Annotated in this window: 15 protein-coding genes; 3 read left to right on the top strand and 12 right to left on the bottom strand. The window is 46.0% G+C overall.

Features of this window, described 5'->3' with window-relative positions; all coding sequences use genetic code 11:
* Positions 1-24 precede the first annotated feature (24 nt).
* The gene (gene iadA / locus TY87_RS08245; RefSeq protein ID WP_232617096.1) at positions 25-1,194 is read left to right on the top strand and encodes a beta-aspartyl-peptidase; all 1,170 of its coding nucleotides are present in this window, start codon (positions 25-27) and stop codon (positions 1,192-1,194) included.
* A 76-nt stretch (positions 1,195-1,270) separates the two neighbouring features.
* Here the strand turns inward: iadA and TY87_RS08240 are convergent, their stop codons facing one another.
* From TY87_RS08240 to TY87_RS08205, 8 genes are all read right to left on the bottom strand, one after another.
* Complete coding sequence (locus tag TY87_RS08240; RefSeq protein WP_100186702.1) at positions 1,271-1,906, bottom strand: DUF305 domain-containing protein; 636 nt, start codon at positions 1,904-1,906, stop codon at positions 1,271-1,273.
* Between the two features lie 105 nt (positions 1,907-2,011).
* Complete coding sequence (locus TY87_RS08235) at positions 2,012-2,413, bottom strand: hypothetical protein (protein WP_157789878.1); 402 nt, start codon at positions 2,411-2,413, stop codon at positions 2,012-2,014.
* 74 nt (positions 2,414-2,487) lie between these two features.
* Complete coding sequence (locus tag TY87_RS08230; RefSeq protein WP_100186700.1) at positions 2,488-2,712, bottom strand: DUF1127 domain-containing protein; 225 nt, start codon at positions 2,710-2,712, stop codon at positions 2,488-2,490.
* 150 nt (positions 2,713-2,862) lie between these two features.
* Positions 2,863-3,447 (bottom strand): LysE family translocator, encoded by a 585-nt coding sequence (locus TY87_RS08225; RefSeq protein ID WP_100186699.1) that lies wholly within the window; start codon positions 3,445-3,447, stop codon positions 2,863-2,865.
* A gap of 74 nt (positions 3,448-3,521) precedes the next feature.
* The gene (locus TY87_RS08220; RefSeq protein ID WP_100186698.1) at positions 3,522-4,364 is read right to left on the bottom strand and encodes an AraC family transcriptional regulator; all 843 of its coding nucleotides are present in this window, start codon (positions 4,362-4,364) and stop codon (positions 3,522-3,524) included.
* An 80-nt stretch (positions 4,365-4,444) separates the two neighbouring features.
* On the bottom strand, positions 4,445-5,779 hold the full coding sequence (locus TY87_RS08215) for an MATE family efflux transporter (protein ID WP_100186697.1): 1,335 nt from the start codon (positions 5,777-5,779) through the stop codon (positions 4,445-4,447).
* Positions 5,780-5,879: 100 nt separating this feature from the next.
* Positions 5,880-7,124 carry a multidrug effflux MFS transporter gene (locus TY87_RS08210; RefSeq protein WP_100186696.1) on the bottom strand — a complete coding sequence of 415 codons (1,245 nt, stop codon included), beginning with the start codon at positions 7,122-7,124 and terminating at the stop codon, positions 5,880-5,882.
* Between the two features lie 63 nt (positions 7,125-7,187).
* Positions 7,188-8,546, bottom strand: a complete 1,359-nt coding sequence (locus TY87_RS08205) for an amidohydrolase family protein (RefSeq protein WP_100186695.1) — start codon at positions 8,544-8,546, stop codon at positions 7,188-7,190.
* A 567-nt stretch (positions 8,547-9,113) separates the two neighbouring features.
* Here TY87_RS08205 and TY87_RS08200 point away from each other — a divergent pair.
* Together TY87_RS08200 and TY87_RS08195 are read left to right on the top strand one after the other, a co-directional pair.
* Positions 9,114-10,124 carry an ABC transporter substrate-binding protein gene (locus tag TY87_RS08200; protein WP_100186694.1) on the top strand — a complete coding sequence of 337 codons (1,011 nt, stop codon included), beginning with the start codon at positions 9,114-9,116 and terminating at the stop codon, positions 10,122-10,124.
* 133 nt (positions 10,125-10,257) lie between these two features.
* Positions 10,258-11,202, top strand: a complete 945-nt coding sequence (locus tag TY87_RS08195) for a LysR family transcriptional regulator (protein ID WP_100186693.1) — start codon at positions 10,258-10,260, stop codon at positions 11,200-11,202.
* A 145-nt stretch (positions 11,203-11,347) separates the two neighbouring features.
* Here TY87_RS08195 and TY87_RS08190 read toward each other — a convergent pair whose 3' ends face one another.
* The 4 genes from TY87_RS08190 to araD1 all read right to left on the bottom strand — a co-directional run bounded on the left by TY87_RS08190 (position 11,348) and on the right by araD1 (position 16,519).
* Positions 11,348-12,856 carry an aldehyde dehydrogenase (NADP(+)) gene (locus TY87_RS08190; RefSeq protein ID WP_100186692.1) on the bottom strand — a complete coding sequence of 503 codons (1,509 nt, stop codon included), beginning with the start codon at positions 12,854-12,856 and terminating at the stop codon, positions 11,348-11,350.
* 170 nt (positions 12,857-13,026) lie between these two features.
* Entirely contained in the window at positions 13,027-14,787 is a 1,761-nt protein-coding gene (araD, locus tag TY87_RS08185; protein ID WP_072840813.1) for an L-arabinonate dehydratase, read from the bottom strand.
* Positions 14,784-15,554 carry an SDR family NAD(P)-dependent oxidoreductase gene (locus TY87_RS08180; protein WP_100186691.1) on the bottom strand — a complete coding sequence of 257 codons (771 nt, stop codon included), beginning with the start codon at positions 15,552-15,554 and terminating at the stop codon, positions 14,784-14,786. The genes araD and TY87_RS08180 overlap by 4 nt, the downstream gene beginning before the upstream one ends.
* Positions 15,551-16,519, bottom strand: coding sequence for an AraD1 family protein (gene araD1 / locus TY87_RS08175; RefSeq protein WP_100186690.1), 969 nt, complete (start codon positions 16,517-16,519; stop codon positions 15,551-15,553). Before araD1 ends, TY87_RS08180 begins: the two co-directional genes overlap by 4 nt.
* Positions 16,520-16,540: the final 21 nt, after the last annotated feature.

Here is a 16,540-nt window from a genome sequence, read left to right as displayed (position 1 = left end):
AATGTATCCATTATGGTTTTATATATGTTCACTCTCGTCAAAAATGCAAATGTGTATGCACCAGAAGCACTTGGTATCAAAGATATTTTGATCGCTGCGGGCAAAATTTTAAAGATAGAAAGCAATATAGATATCACAGGCATCGCTGATATCTATATTGTTGATGCACAAGGACAAACTCTCATCCCTGGTTTTGTCGATGGTCATGTGCACTTGATTGGTGGCGGTGGTGAAGGCGGCTATCACACCCGTACACCCGAAGTGTTACTCAGTCATTTAACACGAGCAGGCATTACCACTGTTGTTGGTTTGTTAGGAACAGACAGCGCAACGCGCCACAATGAAAGCCTTTACGCGAAAACAAAAGCCCTGACTACTGAAGGTGTAAGCGCCTATATGTTTACTGGGGGCTACAAGGTTCCAACCGAAACAATTACTCAATCAATTCAGCGAGATATTGTCTTTATCGACAGAGTCATTGGCTTAAAAACCGCCCTTTCCGACCATCGATCTTCACAACCAACAATCGAAGAACTATCTCGCATGGCTTCAGAAGCCCGTGTTGCGGGTCTTATTTCTGGAAAGTGTGGTCGCGTGGTCGTACATCTTGGCAATTCCCAGAAAGGCTTTGGCCCGCTGTTTGAGGTAGTAGAACAATCCGACATTCCGGTTTCTCAGTTCATTCCGACTCACGTCAATCGTACCGAATTACTGGCAGATCAAGGTATGGAATGGTTGAAGCAAGGAGGTTTTGTTGATTTGACCGCTGGTATCAACCCAGACAAAGGTGCGACAGGCAGCGTTAAAGCATCCACGTTCCTCACTCGCTGCAAAGCACAAAATATTGATACTAGCCGAGTTTGCATCAGCTCTGACGGTAATGGCTCTGTGCCGATATTCAATGAAAAACGCGAGCTGATTGGTCTAAAAGTAGCGGGATTTGGCTCTTTACTCTATCAGCTAAAAGAAATGATTCAGGTCGAAAATATGTCGATCACTGACGCGGTTATTCCTTTCACTCAAGCACCAGCTCAATGCCTAGGATTGGCAAATGACAAAGGCGAAATATCGCTAGGAAAAGACGCTGACTTCTTAATTCTTGATGGAAACCTCGATATACAACACACCTTTGCGAAAGGCGTTTGTCACGTAAGAGACGGGATAGCTCAAATCAAAGGCACGTTTGAAGACTAAGAATTCCTCAAGAATAACCCCTTCCAATAGCATTATCGGGAGGGGTTATGGGAGTGATTATTTATCAAGGAGGCGCTTAGTACTGCTGCATGAAGGCGATTTCGCGGTTTTGGTCGTTAATAACCGCTTTGGCCATCTTTATTAGCGCTGGGTCACGGCTAAACTCTAGAAGTACATTTGCCATGGCAACAGCCGCTTCATGGTGTGGGATCATGCCCGCTACAAAGTCACGATTCACATCACCACTTGCTGATAATTGATTCATATCCAAAATCATTTTTGCATTAATAGCTGCATACGCTGCTTTAATTTTCTCAGCGTCAGCGGATGGTCTCGCTTTCCCATGGCTTGCAAGCCAATCTCGCATAAATGCAATCTCGCTCGATTGCGCCGCCACAATATTAACCGCCAAAGGTTTTAACTTGTCAGAAATTTGCGCTGATGCAAGCAACTGCGTCGCCATATCAATCGCACCTTGGTGATGAGGAATCATACCAACCACAAAGTCGTAATCAACATCACCGGTCAGTTCCGTTGAATGCATATCCATCATCATTTGCTGGTTGCCTTGCATAAACTGAGAAGCATGCTCCGAATGATCCATTTGATGATGGTCCATATCGTCCGTTGATGACGAAGCAGTACAGCCAGCAATCGCCAAACTCACAGTTAGCATCGCTGCAGCAGAAAAATATTTTTTAAAAAGTGTCATGGTTTTATCTCACGTTATTGAGTATTTACAAACAGCTCAGACGTTATTCATCATTATGAATAGCGCTAAGATCATCAGTGATATTGGGTGCTGTTAAATAAACAGCTAACTCGCAATTAACGAAGATAAACGGGGAGGAGGAGTGATCAGTTCTAATAAATTATGTCGCCATTTTTCAATCAACGACAAAGCTGGCCAATAAATAACCGTAATGGCCAATAGTAACAATAAAGGTGGTAAAACAGCCAAAGCGCAATGATCAACACAATCAGAGTAACTCATGTTTTTAGCATGATCATGCGAAGCAGAAGCAAGGTTCATATCAGACATTGACGACTGAAATAATGACAACTGAGACATTGACGCAATGTTCTGATGCGCCGCGTGCGAAGAATTCGTATAGGACAAAGATGCATAAGAAGTCGCCTGTGTCGAAGCGGATAAAAACAGCCACAACCCAGACAAACAACACATCATAATCCAAACGATTCGCGGCACCTTCAACACATCATCAAACCTATTAAAAACATCTGAGCAGCATACTCCTCAAATTCGAAATCGACAAACATCGCTACAACGAATTACTCCCCTTGAACACGACTCTTTTTGACGGCCTCTACTTTTGAAAAAGCACTCAACTCTTTGATCAAAGTAAACACATTACCTTTGCCAACTTCCGCTTCGAAGCTATCTTGCATGATGCCAAGATCTTTGCGTAAATCATGAGACAGCGCGCTGAGTTTTCTGCGCGTTTTGTAGCGCTCAAAACAACTAGAAAAATGCTTAAGTAACGCAATAATGATCATATCAACCTCGTTTGCCGAATTAGATGTATGTGAGCGAACAATACTAAGCACATTAATAGCAATCAAACAGACGCAGACAGATCATTAAAAAGACACACAGACAACAATACAGGCGATCTGTATGGTATTTTCTTAGAAATTCTGTGTGTTTTACGGATTAACAATAAATCGATAGGCAACATAGAATAGCAACAGCGCCATAATACGGTTAACCCATGCCATTATCTTGGGGTTCATCGCGGCTTTTTTAAGACAGGAACCGGCTATTAAATAAACACTCGGCGCCCCGCAAGCCATTACAGCCAGCCCAAATGACCATACAGCAATTTGCCAGCCATTTATGTGCTCTCGAGGAAATTGCACAGTGACAATAGGCACGATTGCGACTAAAGCTTTAGGATTACAAAGCTGTAATATCAGCCCTGTTTTAAAACTCACCTCTGTATTTTTAGCCTTCATCGTTGCAGACTGAAAGCTCGCTTGCAGGATTTTCCCACCAAGATAGGCGATATAAATTCCTCCCAATATGGCAATAAGCGATTGGTATTCTTTGGGAATGATTTCGCCACCTACATAGCCAATAAGTAAGAACAAGATCAACATAGCAAGCCCTACGCCCACACAATACAGAAAAGCGCGCCAACCCTGACCGTTCACACCAGCAAAAAGCGCCAGCATATTCGCAGGGCCAGGACTGTACATAACACCAAAGGCGTAGATGAGTATTTCGAACATAGGAATCCCTCAAATGGATATTTGATTAAAAGAAGTAATAGTAAAAAGAGTTAAATATCGAGCGAGTGTTGCTGCTAGGTACGCAGCAATGTACGCCTAAATTGGTAAGGGGTGAGCCCAAACATGGGCTTGAATCGACGGTTAAAGTAACTCAGATCTGTGAAGCCAAAAGTAAACGCCACATCGGCCAATGGCATCCCCAGTTCAAGCGCTTCTTTAGCACGATTAATACGATAATTTTGCCAATATTGATGAGGCGTCATACCGAAATAATCGCGGAAGCAACGCAACAAATGATACTTAGACATATGCGCCAATTGGCTTAACTCATCGAGAGACACTTCTTCCCCTACATGAGCATGTAAATAGTCGCGTACTCGCTCAAAGACAGGATCTTTCGTGCGACGTTTGGACTTAACTAGACTAACAGAGCGCTGAATTCCCTTTTGGCGCGCTAAATATTCCGCAAATTCAAACAACGCAGACGAGTATTCCAATGCAGACGTTGACGAACTTTCCACTAAAGCTGCCAAACGTAAAATATGCGTTTTTAGCACAGTATCGTTTTGCACTGGATGTTCGATTCGAAAGTCTCGTGCTCGGCGAACGCCAGCACTCTCAAGCATAGGACTTAATTGGTCAGGATGAACATAAAGCATTTTGTAGTGAAGCGGGTCGTCAGCACCGGAATGACCATCATGAGCATCTTCAGGATTAAATACAATCACATTGCCAGCATGACTCTTGTGATGTTCACCCAAAGCAAAGAAGTCTTGGCGACCCGATAAAGTTACGCCGAAAGAGAACTCCTCATGGGCATGAGTACCATAAGAAAAATCGCTCATAGAGGCTTCCAGCAACATGATCTCATCAAGGACTGCACTTTTAGCAAACTGAAAACGATTTTCTGTCGACATCACACCCTCTCGGAACTAGCCCAATCCATAACAATAGACTAACCAATGACAAACAGAAAAGATTGGACGATATTGCGGAATTAGATCTTATTCAGCTTTTTCTCAACCTGCTCAAGCGCTCTTCGGTACATACGCCAAGCACACATACCGGCAAGTATATTGCCAATCAGGACACCGAAGAAAAGTCCTTTGAGTCCAGCAAGTTCCGAGCCAACCCACAAGCAAGGTAAGAAGAAAGCAAACAATCGTAAGGCGGATATCGTCAACGCAGTATAGGATTTCCCCAAGGCGTTAGAGATAGACACCATTAACATGCATATACCAAGTAAACCAAGGCTCACCGGCACTATCATCAAATGCCAATGTAAGATCGTCGAGACTTCTTCGTCGCTGGTCATCAAGTTTGCCAACACGCCCGAGATGAAAAAAGTAATCACTGCGATCACCAACTGAAACGACAATACAAAGCGACACGCCAAGCGCACCACATACCGCACATCGTCCAAACGGCCTTCGCCTAACAATCGCCCTACCATTGGCGGCATGGACATAGTCAGTGCCAGCACAGCCACAATAGAGAAAAATTCAAAACGCGAGCCCAATGCCCAAGACGCCACCGCGGCCGTGCCAAACCCTGCGATGAGTTTAGTCGCCAACATAGAAGACACTGGCGGTAGCAACTGGCTGATCATCGCAGGTCCCATAATATGGCCTATAGACCCTAAGCTTTTAGCGATGCTTAGATCTTGCCAATCAAAGGTAATCCAATGTTTACGAGCCACTTTAGGTGCAACAATCAAGGTACCCAAACCGAACGCCACCGTGGTGGCCATAGCAGCACCGTTCAAACCAAGATCGAAAGTGAAGATGAAAATAGGATCCAGCACCAAATTTAGTACACTGGTAACAATCATCATAATGCCAGGCAACAATGTATTCCCATTGGAACGACAAATGCTGTAATAGAAATAGATTAACGCGCCTACCCAAGCACTGAGTAGCCAGTGAGGCCAATAAGAGTCGATAATAGGATAGACAGAATCTGGCGCACTCAATAACGCCAAAATAGGATGACGTAACAACCAAATGATCACGCTAAAGAAAGCAATCCCCACGCTTCCCATCATCAGCACCAAACCGCCTAATTGCTTGGCATAACGCTTGTCCCCTGCGCCTAAAGCACGAGAAATAATCGCCGTTGTCGCAATGCCTAAGCCCACTTGCAGACCAATCACAATCATCTGAATCGGCAAGGTAAAACCCTGCGCTGCCAAAGGCAAAAGACCCAACTGCCCGATAAAAGCACTGTCCACCAGCTGAAAACTCATCAACGACAAAACACCAAACATCATTGGCCATGTCATGGAAAAAAGTTGCTTAGCTAAGGAAGAGGATGACGATACTTGGGAGGACATAGGTGTGCTCATACTAAAAAACTGAGCGTTTATTCTAACCTACTTTACTGACAACTGAATGACACTCGCCTTCACCAAACAAACTATACGATGAAAAATCTCATTCTTCAGCATAACGCTGGCTGTACTTGTACCCATATCCCAGCATCACTAAAGCAATGAGGGAAAAGATAACAAAACCGCTTGCTAACGGTATGACGGTGAAGTTGTAAAACTGCCCTGCTATTGTCGACAGAACAATCGCGATCATGCTCGATAAAGACGAAATCAACGACGCGCCCAGTCCAGCCATGCTCCCCAACGGCTCCATTGCCATGGAGTTCACGTTACCAAACACCATGCCAAAGCAGGAAAACATCACCATGCCCAAGGCCATAAATAGCACAAAAGGCGGTACGCCATTGAAATATAAAGCCGCAATCAACAGGATAAAGGCGGTCGATAACAACACGCTTAAAGCGCCAATAACACAGCGCAGCATTCCTACTCGCAGGACAATTTTACCGTTCGAAAAATTGATAATAGAAGAACCAATCGCCAACATGGCAAAGAACAAAGGAAAACGATCTCCCGTGTTATACACATCCTGAAAAATCGATTGTGCAGTACTAATGTGCAGCATCAAACCACCAAAAATACAGCCCAACAAAACGGTGAACGCCATCACGTCACGACGACGTAATATCACTCGAACATCGGCAATTAAGCGTTTCCGATTAAGCGGGATGCGATTTTCTTTTAATAGAGTTTCTGGCTGACGCAGTAATAACCAACCACCAGCAATCGCCGCTTGCGCGATCAGCAAAGCAAAAATCCAACGCCAATCCGCTACTTTTAACACCAACTGCCCAACACTTGGAGCCAACAAGGGCACCAAGATAAACACCATCATCACAAACGACATAATGCGCGCCATTGCCGCGCCTTTGTACATGTCTCGAATCAAGGCGCGAGAGGCGATTTTTGGCCCAGCTACACCAAAACCTTGTATCATACGCCCCAGTAAAAACACCTCGATAGACGACGCTGACAAAGCAACCACGGAACCGATAATATAAATACTAATGCCGAGCAGAATACTCTTCTTGCGACCAATCGCATCAGACAAAGGACCAAAAAGAATCTCGCCAAACACCATACCCAGAATCATCGCCGACACGATCCACTGGGTTTTCTGATAATCCACAATCGCTAAAGACTCAGCAATATTGGGAAACGCCGGCAACATGGCGTCCATACTCAACGCCGTGAGAGACATCATCAAAGCGAACAGCGCCACTAATTCTCTCTCTGGCAAACGCTTTACCTGAGTTTCAATGGTCTGCTGTGAATTTAAAAGTGACATCACTTTCCTTAGCGATTAGCAAAATGGATCAATAGTTTACTCGCCTCTTTCAATATCTCGCAATCAATTAACAGGCGATTTCGCTAACAATTCCAGCACAGCTGCTTTTACGTCTTGTATTAATTTGGCTTCATCCACACCCAGCACTTGGCCATTTTCAACCACTTGCTTACCGTTTACAAAGCTGTGTTTAATCAGCACCGGTTCACCACATAAGATTGGTGCTTCTAACGGACTGTGTACCCCAGAAAAGCGTGGTGCATCAAGGGAATACAATACTAAATCAGCAGCAAAGCCTTCTGCTATTTTTCCCGTTTTTAGGCCCAAAAGCTCGGCTCCGTTTTGGGTCCCCCATTTAAGCACTTGCGAGACATTCGTTGCCGAGGGCCCGCTATGGGTTCGATGTAATAACCAAGCTAAATTCAACTCCTGCAACATAGAAGCACTTTCACTAGACGCGGAGCCATCAACACCGAGGGTAATCGGAATACCCGCTTTTTCCATTGCAAGAACTGGCGCAAGACCACTACCAAGGCGACAATTTGACGTAGGGCAATGGGCAATTCGCGTTTTCGTTTGCGCCAGTAATTCAATCGCATGAGCATCCGCTTGAACCAAGTGAGCAAACCACACATCGTCACCCAACCAATCACAATGGGCGGCGTAATCAATGGCGCTCATACCGAAGTTTTGTTGTGCCATTTGCTCATCAAAAGATACTTCTAATAAATGCGAATGACGCAGTAATTTTCGTTCTTTTGCCCACTGAGCATAACTGCGTAAATCTTCGGCTGGCGAGGTGTGAACCAAACTGGTAGGCGCGACGACCAAGCGCCGCATACTGAATGGGCTGTCATCATGATAGCGTTTGTAGGAAGCTTCAAGACGATCCAATGATAAATCCAATGACTCTGGAACGATGCCGCTGTTTCGCATGCCTTTATGACTGCCTTGAACCGTTGCGCCACCACGGCATAAAACTAAGCGAATACCTAAATCTTCGGCAGCGCGCCAAACGGCGTCTTCCAACTCAGGCGAGGTGCTCGCATGGTACAAATAATGGTGGTCCGCGCAGGTTGTCACCCCAGAACGCAGCTGTTCATAAAGACCTAATTTCGCCGCGACATACATTAAATCTGGCGTGATTTGTGGCCAAAAACGATAGGGAACGCTTGCCAGCCATTCCCCTAAACCTTGATTCAAACCCGCTGGAACGCCTTTTAGTATCGACTGTGCAAGATGATGGTGAGTATTCACAAAACCGGGATAAACCACACAATGAGACGCGTCTATTAACTCGTCGTCAGGCTCGCGATTTAGTGTAGGAGCAATGGCTGAAATTACGCCATCTTTGATACGGATGTCTTGAGGAAGCTCATAACCAAAAACCGCTTTGGCTTGGCGGATTAAATACTGGGGCAAAACACTCTCCTTTTTTAGGAAAGAGCAATGTCCAGGCCGCAAGGCTTAACCGCTTCTACTCTTTATTTCACATACAATTTAACTAGATCAACAAGCAAACCCTATACCAGTCTGCACAACGCCAATGAGCACACAGCAAGCACGAACCAATCATCATATTTCGCATGCTATTAATCATATTTATGGTGCGACGAGACCGCAACACGCCCAATTCAAGTGCATGACCAAGAACGTAAAGCCACAAAATTGCTGAATTTATAGACAAATATATTTGGCCTGCTTGTTGCTTAGTTATAAATAGCGCAAATAGTTTGCGTGACGCAATGAGTAGAAGCGGTCAAATTTGGTGTCGAGTTCCAACAAACCAAGTTCGGGCATTGCTCACTGCCTTGTCGACAACCCAAAGAGGATGTCGAAAGGGAAGTGACAGCCGTTTCAACCTAACTCGACTGTGTACCCAGCCCTCTCGCTCTTTCCTCATCTTGTTTTCTTTGTGGTTGTTTCAGTGACTGAGTTTGGTTTGCTTAAAAAGCAACGCCGAATCTATGATGAAGCATGGAGAAAACAATGAACAACCAACTAAAAACACCGCTATTTCGTAATCTATGCCTAGCTGGGGCCCTGGCATTTACAGCTTTAAATGGCAGTACCGTATTCGCTGCTGATGCAGTGAAGTTTCAGCTTGATTGGCTACCGGGTGGCGACAAAGCGCCGATTTATGTGGGTATCAAAAAAGGCTTTTTCAAAGACGCCGATTTAGACGTAACCGTTGCCAGCGGCCGTGGCTCCACCGACGCTATTAGCAAACTCGCCACTGGTAATGCCGATTTGGGATTGTCCGACCTAGTCGCACTGTTAATGGCAAAAGCTCAAAACGATGTGCCGGTTTCTGCGGTTTATTCGGTTTTCAGTAAAGCTCCCCATGCTTTCTTTGTGCCTTCTAACTCAGATATTAAGAGTGTCAAAGACGTCGCAGGAAAACGTATTGCAACCTCGCCTTATACTTCTTCAAATGTCTTCTTACCTTTGCTGTTAGACGTGAATGGCGTTGATCCAAGCAGCATAAAATTGATGAAAGCAGACGCTGGCGCCTTAAACCCAATGTTACTTTCCGGTAACACCGATGTGGTTATTTCGTGGGTAACTGACACGGTGATTTATCAACTACAAGCCAAAAGTGCAGGAAAAACCTTACGAGTATTACCTTGGTACGATGCCGGATTAGAGTTTTACTCCACTTCTATCATTGCATCTGATCGCTTTATTAATAAACACCCAGACGTGACCAAACGCTTTGTTGCAGCTTATAAAAAAGCCATTGAATACACTTGGGAGCATCCAGAAGAAAGCGGGCGGATCGTTCATGACATGGTGCCAGAAGTAGATGCAAGCACTGCGACAGACACTATCAACTCAATCAAATCCTTAGTTTATAACGCAGTCAGCGATAAAGATGGCTACGGCGCATTTACCAAAGAACGACTCGCCACCACATGGAAATGGACAGCCAAAGCGCAGAACATTTCTGTCGACAGTTTTGATCCAGAGTCAGCTATAAATCGTCAATTTATTCCTTAATTAATACCATAATTTCATGAAATAGAAGACGTTTAAAAGGCCCATTTATTTGGGCTTTTTTATTGATTTTAAAAACATTTCGTATCATTTTACGCTAATATAGCCTGATTAAATAATAACAACAGAGGTCGATATGGACATAGGTCTGGCCAAGCATTTAAAACTCAATCAGTTGCGCTTGATTTCGGTCATTTCAGAGCATGGTCAACTTGGCATCGCTGCGGATGAAATGGCGATGACACAGCCTGCCGCGTCACGTATGCTGAGTGAAATTGAACAAACTATTGGGACACGTTTATTTATTCGCCATGCCAAAGGCATGGAGCCAACACTGGTAGGTCAAGCTGTTGCACGTCGTGCGCACAATCTTCTGGTTGAGCTGCGAGATCTTGCCCGTGAAGTAGGCGAACTAAAAGAAGGCGGCGGCGGAACCACGGCCATCGGTGCAGTAACAGGCGCCGCAGTCGGCTTTGTAATTCCCGCTATCCAGCAATTGCGAGCCATCGCCCCAAAAGCCGAGATTGACATCAATGTTGATACCAGTGATATTTTGGTGCGGGATTTAATTGCCGGACATAATGACTTTGTCCTCGCGCGAATTCCCAAACAATACGATGCCAACGAGTTTGAAATTTACCCAGCTCGTACAGAATCCGTCACGCTAATGGTTCGCAAAGATCACCCATTGGCCAGTTTAGATACCGTCAAAATTCGCGACTTAGCGCACTTTGAATGGGTCATGCAATCTCACCGAGCACCAATACGTGAAGCGGTCGAAGCGGCCTTCATGGAAGAACGTGCCGAGCTGCCATTAAGCATCACCAACAGTACGTCTTTACTAGCCTTAATTGCCATTCTTGTGTCTTCCAACGCCATAGCGCCTATGGCCAGAGAAGTGAGTGACTTGTTGGTTGGTCATAAAGTGAAAGCCGATCTAAAAGCACTCAAACTAGACCGTAAAATTGTCATGAGCCCTTATTATTTATTGCAAATGCGCGGCCGCCAGTTATCCCCTCTTGCCAACCAGCTCAAGCGTTTGGTGCTTGCCGAACTGGAACAGAAACCTACCAACGCGTAAATAACTCGTTGTTAATCTTCTCGAAATAAACCACAAAAAAACTGAAAAAAAAGCGAGTCGGTTGCTTTCAAAACCGAACTCGCTTAACAACCCGCCTGGGCTTTCTTTCAATAAAAATCGATAAATTTCATTCAACACATAAGAACTAGCCAGCTAGATCTTTTGGTAACAATGCTTTTGGAATATTTTGGTAACAAACAGGACGCAAGAAACGACGAATCGACAAGGTGCCGACTGAGGTTGCACCAAAGTTTGTCGACGCTGGATAAGGGCCGCCATGCACCATGGTATCGTTCACTTCAACACCAGTCGGGAAACCATTTGCTAGCAAACGCCCTGCTTTACGTTCCAATACAGGTAGGAGTTTCTGACACGCTGCATAATCGCCTTCATCAAGGTGAATGGTACACGTCAGCTGACCTTCCAAATGACGAGCAAGCTCGACCATTTGCTCAACACTATCTGCTAAAACAACCAAGCCAAGAGGACCAAACACTTCGTGATGCAATGTTGGATGATCCAACCACGCTTGACCTGCTACCGTGAACAAGTTTGGTCGTGCGGTACGATCTTCTGTATCTGCCGAACGCACAACGGCCTGAATACCGGTTTTCTCAATCGCCGCCACACCAGAACGATAAGCATCCGCAATACCATCAGTAAGCATGGTTTGTGCTGCGACTTCGGATAGAGCTGCACTCGCTGCAGCTATCATGGCTTTTGAGTCTGCGTTATCCAGCATCACCGCAATACCTGGGTTGGTACAAAACTGTCCAGCACCCATGGTTAATGAGCCTGCCCAACCTTTGCCCAATTCTTCAGCACGATTTTTAACAGCTTCTGGCATCACAAACATTGGGTTCACAGAACCCAGTTCACCAAAGAAAGGAATCGGCTCTGGACGTGCTGCACACAAGTCAAACAAGGCACGACCACCAGCCAAGCTGCCAGTAAAACCAACCGCTTTAATTAACGGATGCTGAACTAGAGCTTGACCAACTTGACGGTTACCGCCTTGGATCAAGGAAAAAACGCCCGCTGGCATCTTGCAACGTTTTATCGCGGCCTCAACCGCTTGCGCCACAAGCTCGCCCGTTCCCGGATGAGCAGAATGTCCTTTCACCACAACAGGACAACCTGCCGCTAGAGCCGCTGCGGTGTCGCCACCAGCTGTTGAAAACGCCAATGGAAAGTTAGACGCACCAAACACAGCAACTGGGCCGATAGGACGTTGTACCATGTACATATCTGGACGTGGCAATGGTGCGCGATCTGGCAAGGCTTCATCAAACCGACGATCTAAGTATTCACCTGATAAAATACGCTCAGCGAACAAACGAAGTTGCCCTGTTGTACGACCGCGTTCGCCTTGCAAGCGTGCTGCTGGCAAACCGGTTTCTTGTACGCCGACTTCAGTAATTTGATCGCCTAGCACATCGATTTCGTCAGCAATAGCATTTAGAAAAGCCGCGCGATCCTCACGAGAGGAATAGCCAAACTCCTCAAACGCTGCTTCGGCTGCTTCTACCGCTGCATCCACATCAGACACGCGACCAACAGCAAATTCATGAGAAGGTCCTGTAGCAGGCGTTGAAGAAAATGTTGCGTCGCCCTTTACCCATTTACCGGCAATAAAATGCTGTCCCGTTAACATACTCACTCCTCTCTTTAATAAATGAAATTCAACACATTAAGTTAAGCTCTGAAGTAGCCTAGTGATGGCAAGCATCAAGCCCAAGGATGGGCGTTACGCCCCTCGCGGACAGGGATGTCCGTTGGGGCGGTGCTGCCATAACAAGGCAGGGTCAGACTTAAAAACTTAATTTAATGACTATCTTTTGGCACCGCAGCGCCTCGACAACCTTTTAAGAAGTCAAAATCGGCACCCGTATCAGCACCTTGTACGTGATCATGGAATAGTTTGATGTAACCACTTTTTGGTGGTTCCAAATGACTTTTCCAGTTTGCTAAACGTGTTGCCATTTCTTCATCGGAAATGTCCACATGAAGGCGGCGGTTTTCTACGTCTAGTTCAATCATGTCGCCATTTTGAATGACGGCCAATGGTCCACCAGCAGCAGCTTCTGGCGTAGTATGCAAAACCACGGTTCCATAAGCCGTTCCCGACATACGCGCATCAGAAATGCGCACCATGTCTTTAATACCTTTACGCAACACTTTTGGTGGTAAGCCCATGTTGCCAACTTCCGCCATGCCTGGGTAACCTTTTGGACCACAGTTCTTTAGCACCATGACACAGTTTTCATCGATATCCAAAGCTTCGTCATTGATCTTGGCTTTGTAGTCATTAATGTCTTCAAAAACTACCGCTCTACCACGATGTTGCAATAAATGTGGTGACGCGGCAGAAGGTTTCAGTACTGCACCTTGTGGCGCAAGGTTGCCTTTCAATACAACAATACCGCCTTTTTGTGTCAGTGCTTTTTCAACTGGCAAAATAACGTCTGGGTTCCAGTTGCGAACCTCTTTCACTTCGTCCCAAATTGATTCACCGGACACAGTAATCGCGTCTTTATGCAGCTTGCCCGCTTCAGCCAAATGCTTGATTACGACTGGCAAACCACCTGCGTAGAAGAATTCTTCCATCAGGTATTTGCCTGACGGCATCAGGTTCACAATAGTGGCGATTTCTTGGCCTAATTTATCCCAATCATCTAGGGTTAAATCCACACCAACACGACCAGCAATAGCCAATAAGTGAATTACGGCATTGGTAGAACCACCAATAGCGCCATTGACACGAATCGCATTTTCAAAAGCTTGGCGAGTCAAAATATCAGACGGTTTCAAATCGTCTTTAACCATATCAACAATGCGACGACCCGTAAGATGCGCCATGACTCGACGACGGCTGTCTACCGCTGGAATCGCTGCGTTACCCGATAACGCCATGCCCAAGGCTTCCGCCATAGAGGCCATGGTGCTGGCGGTACCCATGGTGTTACAAGAACCTGCAGAGCGAGACATAGATTGCTCTGCCTCAAGGAAGTCTTCTTGGGTCATCTTGCCAGCTTTAATGTCTTCTGACATTTGCCACAGCGCCGTGCCAGATCCCACACGCTCGCCTCTGAAGTAGCCATTCAACATCGGGCCACCAGACACAACAATTGCAGGAATATCGACACTACAGGCGCCCATAAGCAGCGCTGGTGTGGTTTTATCACAACCTGCCAACAAGACAACACCATCAAGCGGATTGGCACGTAGAGCTTCTTCGACGTCCATCGCCGCCATGTTGCGATACATCATAGCCGTCGGACGCAGTGAGCTTTCACCCACAGAGAACACAGGGAACTCTAGTGGCAAACCACCCGCTTCATAAATACCGTGTTTTACTCGATCAGCAAGATCACGAAGATGGGCGTTGCAAGGTGTAAGCTGCGACCAAGTATTACAAATGCCAATCACTGGACGACCATCAAATAAGTCCGCCGGCAAGCCTTGGTTTTTCATCCAGCTGCGGTGGTAAATATGATCACGTGAGGTACCGCCAAACCATTCGGTTGAACGTAATTTGCGGGGCCATGTTTTCGGTACGAACGTGCCTTTCTCAGAATCACTCATACCCAACCTCCATCAACGATAAAGTTTTGCGCCGAGCACATTGCCGCCGCATCGGACCCTAAAAACAGCGCCATATTGGCGATATGTTCAGGTAGCACCTTGCCTGTTAGGCATTGGCTTTGTTTAATTTTTTCTTCTGCCGCGTCATCAACCCACATGCGCAGTTGTTTTTCTGTCATCACCCAGCCAGGCACCAAGGTATTCACACGAATACCAGAGCCACCTAAATCACGAGCAAGGGATCGAGTTAAGCCATGAGTTGCCGCTTTGCTCGTGCCGTAAGTTGGATAACCTGCTGTCGCCATCATCCATCCCACAGAACCAAAATTGATAATCGAACCACCACCCAGTTTTCGCATCATCGGTGCAACTACTTGCGCGGCAAACATAGCATGTTTGATGTTCACCCCAACCAGTTCGTCAAAACGCTCTTCAGTCAGCGACTCCAACGAATGGCGCACATCGTTAGCTGCGTTATTCATCAACACAGAAATAGGCCCAAACGTCTCTGCGGCTGCACGGATTTTGCTTTGATAATCTTGAATATCAGTGATATCACACACTTCAAAGCGCACTTCAAAACCGTCTTTTTTAAGACGTTTGGCGAGCGCCGTGCCGGCTTTTTCATCCAAATCCACAAAGGCCGTTTTCGCGCCTTGCTTGGCATACGCTTCGACAATAGCAGCACCGATACCGGTTGCACCGCCAGAGATAAAGACCGAGCGATCTTTTAAATCTGGATAAACGGCGCTCTTTGTTTTATTCATAACGGCGCTACCTCGGTATCGAGTTCATCCGCTTTCGCCAAGGCATTGCGTAATGGCAGACCAAACGTAGGAGAGGAAATTTCAAAGACATCGCCTTCTTGTGCCTGAATACCATCGGCAAAAGACAAGGTTGCTGTGCCAAACATATGCACATGCAGATCGCCTGGCTGGCGGAAGATCGAATATTTGAAATGATGATGTTCTAAGTTTTTGAAGGTGTGCGACATATTGTCTTCACCTGATAAAAAGCCTTTTTCCCAAAGTGTTTTCTCACCGCGTTCAATGCGCGAATGACCATCGATGTGCATTGGCAATTCACCCACCAGCAACTCAGGACCAAACGCCGCTGGACGTAATTTCGAATGAGCTAGATACAAATAGTTTTGGCGCTCTGTTATGTGATCCGAAAATTCATTCGCCAAGGTGTAACCAAGACGATGTACTTTGCCGTCTTCGCCCACCAAGTAAAAGCCAGCGATCTCCGGCTCTTCACCACCATCCAAAGCAAAGGATGGTGAAGGTAAGGCATCGCCTGGTGCGATCACGCCAGCGCCATTGCCTTTATAAAACCATTCTGGCTGAACGCCTTCTTGACCGTCTTTCGGTTTGCCACCTTCAACGCCCATTTGGAAAATCTTCATCGAGTCCGTCAGTTCTTCGCTTTTCGCATGCATGGCATTACGAGTCGCGGCAGAACCTAGGTGCGTTAAACCTGTACCAGTCAAATACATATGTGCTGGATCTGGATGACGAACAGGGCAATCTAGCTGGTTGTTCTTAGCAAGCTCTGCCAAATTAACCGACTCGCCCAAACCATGTTTTTCAATAATAGACTTCAGCGGCACGCCATTTTTAACGGCTTCTTTTGCGAGTTCGTAAACACTCGATGCGTGAAGAACAAGGTGCGCTTCATTGCCTTCGCGACAGACCACACCACCTTGTTTAATTTGAGATAAAAACAACATAAATCGCTCCTTAACCCGCGT

Origin of the sequence: Marinomonas sp. BSi20584, assembly GCF_002792415.1 — a bacterium.
GTDB classification, from domain to species: Bacteria; Pseudomonadota; Gammaproteobacteria; order Pseudomonadales; family Marinomonadaceae; genus Marinomonas; species Marinomonas polaris.
The sequence above is the reverse complement of the archived record's forward strand: the minus strand, read 5'-3'. Positions and strand labels throughout refer to the sequence as shown.